This is a genomic window from Actinomadura sp. KC345 (assembly GCF_004348515.1).
Classification (GTDB): domain Bacteria; phylum Actinomycetota; class Actinomycetes; order Streptosporangiales; family Streptosporangiaceae; genus Spirillospora.
The window spans coordinates 1-4,864 of sequence record NZ_SMKH01000436.1; the positions used below are offsets into that span (position 1 = coordinate 1).

Sequence of the window (4,864 nt, forward strand, 5' to 3'; positions counted from 1 at the left end):
CCCCCGCGTCGACCCCGGCGCCCACCGCCCGCTGAGAAGAACGACCAGGTGACCAGCGCGCCCAGCGCGAGAGCGGCGGGACCGAGCCGGCCGGTGGCGTCGAACAGCGCCGTCGTCGCGGCCGCTCCCAGCGCGGAACCGAGCGAGTAGAAGACCATGCCGGCCCCGATCGCGGCGCTGGTGCGGTCGGGGTGGGCGGCCGCGAGGGCGCGCTGGTTCGGGTGCCGTCGGTGGAGCGTGCCGGTGCCTGGTCGGTCGTCGTCCGCTCACGGTTGGCCGCACCCGGCGTTGCGGAAGGTGCGTGCGTGCAGGGTGCGCATGCCGCGCAGCCAAGTGTCGGTGTCGGCCGCGCGGGCTGCGTAGTAGCCCGCGACTTCGGGGTGGGGCAGGGTCAGGAAGGTGCCTGCTGCCATGTCGGTGACGACCGCATCGGCGACCGCCTCGGGGGTGAGGGCGGTGTCGCGGCTGAGGAGTTGCTCAACGGCACCGGAGGCGTGGAGCATCTGGGTATCGACACCTTGGGGACATACGAGTTGGGCGGTGATGCCGCTGCCGCCGTATTCGATGTGGAGCCATTCGGCGAACGCGACCGCGGCGTGCTTGGACACCGAGTAGGGAGCGTTGCCGATCATGGTGAGCAGGCCGGCCGCGCTGGCCGTCAAGACGTAGTGGCCGCCGCCGTGCTCGATCCAATGCGGGACCAGCGCCCGTGCCGCCCGCACGTGCGCCATCACGTTCACCTCCAGGACGCGTGCCCAGGTGGCGTCGTCGGTCTCGAGGGCGGCACCGGCTCCGATGCCGGCGTTCCCACAGAACACATCAATGCGGCCGAACGCCGCCAGGGCCTGCCGGACCAGCTGACCGGGTCCTTCGGGGGTGCCAAGGTCGGCGACGATGCAGATCCCACCGGTCAAGGCTGCGACCTGGCCGGCAGCATCAGCGTCGATGTCGTTGACGACCACGCGGGCGCCTTCGGTTGCGAGCCGAAGTGCGAGAGCGCGGCCGATGCCGCTGCCGCCTCCGGTGACGACGGCGACCTTGTCCCGCAGGGTCCGGATGCCTCGCTCGCGGTGGTGTGCTGGGGTGGCGTTGTTCATATGTCGTCGTCCTTCGCAGGCGATGTCCGGTGGAGCGGGCGGTGGCGGCGTCGCCGACCGGGCCTGCGAGCCCGGTCGGCTCGCTTCGTCCGCTCGCCTTCTTCGTGCCGATGACGGCGGTGGAGTTCAGTCGCCGAGGCACCGCAGTGCGTTGGCCGCGATCCGGTCTTGGAGGCGGAACTTCTGGAGCTTGCCCATCGCGTTCCTCGGCAGATCGCTGCTCACGTACCAGGCCTTGGGGGTCTTGTGCGGAGCGAGGCTCGCCCGGACGAGGTCGTGCAGCTCCTGCTCGCTGGGCACGGCACCGTCCGGGTCGAGTTCGACGATCGCCGCGACCCTCTCGCCCCACTCCTCGTCCTTGACGCCGACCACGACGGCGTTGATGATCGCGGGGTGGTCCAGGAGGACGGCCTCGATCTCGGCGGGATAGATGTTCTCGCCACCGCGGATGATCATGTCCTTGAGTCGGCCGGTGACGGTGACGTAGCCGCGTTCGTCCATCGAGCCGAGGTCACCGGTGTGCAGCCAGCCGTCACCGTCGATCGTCGCGGCGGTCTCCTCGGGCATGTCCAGGTAGCCGATCATCGTCTGGTAGCCGCGGGCGCAGATCTCTCCCTCGACTCCCACAGGGGTGACCGTGCCGGTGGCCGCGTCGAGGATGGCGACCTCGACGTTCCACAGCGGCCGGCCGGTGGTGGACCGGTTGTCCTGGGCCGAGTCCTGCGGACTGGTCTGCGTGACGATCGGGCTCAGCTCGGTCTGCCCGTAGACCGTGCTGAAACCCGCGCCGAAGGTCTTCTCGCAGGTCTCGACGAGGTCCGCCGGCACGGCGTCGCCTCCCGAGACGATGACCTGGAGGCTGGAGTAGTCGAATGAGCCCAGGTCACGGTGCGCCAGAAGCGCTTTGAGCATGGCGGGGACGCCGATGAGCACGTCGGCCTCGTAGGCCGTGACCGCGGACAGCATCAGGGCGGGATCGAAGATCTGCGCCAAGACCAGCGTCCCGCGCTGCACGAGGTTGCCCAGACCCGCCATCCCGCAGCCGGCCGTGTGGAACAGCGGCATCGCGCTGACCCACACCGCGCCGCCGGGAGAACCGCAGCGGGTGCGGATGTAGTCGGAGTTGGTGACCATGGACCGGTGCCTCAGGACGGCGGCCTTCGGCCGGCCCGTGGTGCCGGAGGTGAACTGGATCTGGGTCGGGAGTCCGGGGGCGACGTCGGGGAAGCTCACACCTGAAGGGTCGACGGCACGGATGTCCTGGAACCAGGTGGTGAACGGAATCGCCGTGATGCCCGGGAGGTTCGGCAGGACGTCTGCGACCAGCGCGGCCATGTCGGTGCCGCGGAACGACTCGGCATAGGCGACCGCGACCGACCGCGACTGCCGCAGCGCATACTCCAGTTCCTGCTCGCGCAGCGCCGGATTGGTGGTCACCAGCACCATCCCCGCCAAAGCGGTGCCGTACTGCAGGACGATCCACTCGGGGATGTTGGGCGCCCACACCGCGATGTGGTCGCCTGGCTCGAACCGCTCCAGCAGCCATGCGGCGGCGTGCCCGGCGTCGCGGAGCAGCTCGGCGTAGCTCCACGTCGAGGGCCCTCGGTCCGGGGCGATCGAGATGAGCGCCGTCCGGTCGGGGACCTCCGCGGCCGCTTGGCGCAGCAGGTCACCGACGGACAGGTCGAGGACCGGGCGTGAGGTGTCGGCCGGGTAGAGGGATCGGGTCAGCGGAAAAGGCGCGGACACGGCGCTCACTCCTTTGGGCCGGTGAGGTCGGCGACGTCGGCGGCGGTCGGGACGGGGCCGCCGCCGTCGGGAATGAAGCGGCCCTGGTCCCGCCACCGGACGGCCGCGGCGAACCCGTGCTCCTGGGCGAAGTCCACGAACCAGCGCCCCTCGGGCGAATGGCGGGTGACACCGTCGAAGAGGACCGCGAGGTTCTGCGTGGTCTGCAGGCCCATGTTGTCGTAGGCCTGGTTGATCATCATCTTCTGCATGATCAGCTGGTTGATCGGGACTCCGGCCATGCGCTCGGCGAGCTTCTCCACGGCGTCGTCGAGCTCGGCCTCGGGGACGACGTCGATCACCAGGCCCCATTCCCTGGCCTGCGTCCCGGTGATGGTGTCGCCGGTGAGCAGCATCCGCTTGGCGCGCTCGGCGCCCAGCCGGTACACCCACATGGCGGTCGTGGGGCAGCCCCAGATCCGGGCCGGCATGTAGCCGATGCGGGCGTCCTCGGCCATCACCACCAAGTCGCAGGACAGCGCGATATCGCTGCCGCCGGCGACGGCGTAGCCCCGCACCTTGGCGATGGTGGGCTTGGCCGACCGCCACAAGGTGAAGAAGTTGTCGGTGTTCGCCTTCATCATCCGAAAGTCCTTGATCGGATCCCAGACTTCGGGCTGCACGTCCTCGCCCTGCTCGGCGTACAACTTGAGGTCGTACCCCGCGCTGAAGGCGCGGCCGGCTCCCTGAACGATGATCACGCGAACGCCGTCGTCGGCGTTCGCGGCGGCCACCGCGGCGGCGATCTCCCGGCCCATCTCGGCGGTGATCGCGTTCAAACGATCCGGACGATCGAGCGTGATGTACGCGCGATGATCACGCACCTCATAGCTGATGGTGTTGGTGCTGACGGTCATGGAGCTGCTCCTTTCGCCGCTGGCGCCCGCTCGGTGAACACAGGCACGGCCAGGCCGGATTCGCCACATTTTCACAGTCCGTCCGGACGGTCAATGAAATCTGCGGTCAAGTCCCCAGCGCCCTGACCGGCGGTCGGCCGTGGTCAGAGTCCGTGATCTGCGGGGTAGAGTCCGATGCATGGCGGTTCTGACTCGCAAGGAGCAGCGTGAGCAGACCCGCGAGCGCCTGCTCGACGCAGCGATGATGTCCCTGGTGGAACACGGCTACGCCGGAACCACCACGCAGCGGATCCAGGAGCGCGTCGGGGTGTCTCGGGGAGCGCTCCTGCACCACTTCGGCTCCAAGGCCGAGCTCTTCGCCGCCGCCGTGCACCACATCGCCGACATGCGCATCGAGGACATCAGAGCGCTGTCCGCCGGAGTGGGCGAAGGCCCTGACGCCCTGCGCCGGGTGGTCCTGGCGTTCCACGAATCGATGACGGGACCGGCGTTCCAGGCCGCGATGGAGCTGTGGACGGCTTCACGTACCGACAGCGAGCTGCGCCAGGCGCTCCTGCCCGCCGAACGCCGCCTGGGTCACGCACTGCGCGAGATCTTCGACAGCGCCGCCCGGATCGACGACCCGCAAACCGCCCGCGTCACCTTCGAGTCACTCCTGGCGCTGCTGCGCGGTCTGGAACTCGTCAGAATCCTGAGACAGGACGACGGCCTGGCACTAAGTGTCCTCGACCAATGGCTCGACCAGTTCGAACAGCAGCACGGCTGAGTTCCCCGACCCGATCACCTTCGCATCCACCTGAAGTTGCCCAGCCAACCGCGCAACGGCCACCGACGGTGGAGCGCCCCGGGTTGGGTGGAGGCCCTGATACCTGGAAGGGTGAGGGGCTATGGCACCCCCGAGGAAGTACTCCCCTGAGCTGCGTGAACGCGCGATCCGGATGGTCTTTGAACTGCGTGAGCAGACAGGTGAGAGGACCGGGACGATCGCCCGAGTCGCCGACCAGCTCGGGGTGCATCGTGAGGCGTTGCGGACCTGGATTCGGCAGGCCGAGGTCGATGGCGGGCAGCGTCTGGGGACCACGACCAGCGACGCGCAAAGGATCGCCGAGTTGGAGCGCGAGA

The 4,864-nt window shown here is 69.1% G+C and carries 5 protein-coding genes; 2 read left to right on the forward strand and 3 right to left on the reverse strand.

Features of this window, described 5'->3' with window-relative positions:
* Positions 1–266 precede the first annotated feature (266 nt).
* The 3 genes from E1281_RS37485 to E1281_RS37495 form a co-directional block, all read right to left on the reverse strand.
* Positions 267–1,097 (reverse strand): SDR family oxidoreductase, encoded by an 831-nt coding sequence (locus E1281_RS37485; RefSeq protein ID WP_131884448.1) that lies wholly within the window; start codon positions 1,095–1,097, stop codon positions 267–269.
* Positions 1,098–1,223: 126 nt separating this feature from the next.
* Positions 1,224–2,846, reverse strand: a complete 1,623-nt coding sequence (locus tag E1281_RS37490) for an AMP-binding protein (protein WP_243717775.1) — start codon at positions 2,844–2,846, stop codon at positions 1,224–1,226.
* A 5-nt stretch (positions 2,847–2,851) separates the two neighbouring features.
* On the reverse strand, positions 2,852–3,742 hold the full coding sequence (locus tag E1281_RS37495; RefSeq protein ID WP_131884449.1) for a crotonase/enoyl-CoA hydratase family protein: 891 nt from the start codon (positions 3,740–3,742) through the stop codon (positions 2,852–2,854).
* Between the two features lie 178 nt (positions 3,743–3,920).
* Between E1281_RS37495 and E1281_RS37500 the strand changes: the two genes are divergently transcribed.
* Positions 3,921–4,508: a TetR/AcrR family transcriptional regulator gene (locus E1281_RS37500; protein WP_131884450.1), complete on the forward strand. Its 588-nt coding sequence runs from the start codon at positions 3,921–3,923 to the stop codon at positions 4,506–4,508.
* 121 nt (positions 4,509–4,629) lie between these two features.
* A partial coding sequence (locus E1281_RS37505) for a transposase (protein WP_165959277.1) occupies positions 4,630–4,864 on the forward strand: 235 nt, incomplete at its 3' end.

Bases quoted from the DNA above. Each gene is read 5' to 3' on its own strand.
- E1281_RS37485 (WP_131884448.1), bottom strand. From the start codon at position 1,097: ATGAACAACGCCACCCCAGCACACCACCGCGAGCGAGGCATCCGGACC.
- E1281_RS37495 (WP_131884449.1), bottom strand. From the start codon at position 3,742: ATGACCGTCAGCACCAACACCATCAGCTATGAGGTGCGTGATCATCGC.
- E1281_RS37500 (WP_131884450.1), top strand. From the start codon at position 3,921: ATGGCGGTTCTGACTCGCAAGGAGCAGCGTGAGCAGACCCGCGAGCGC.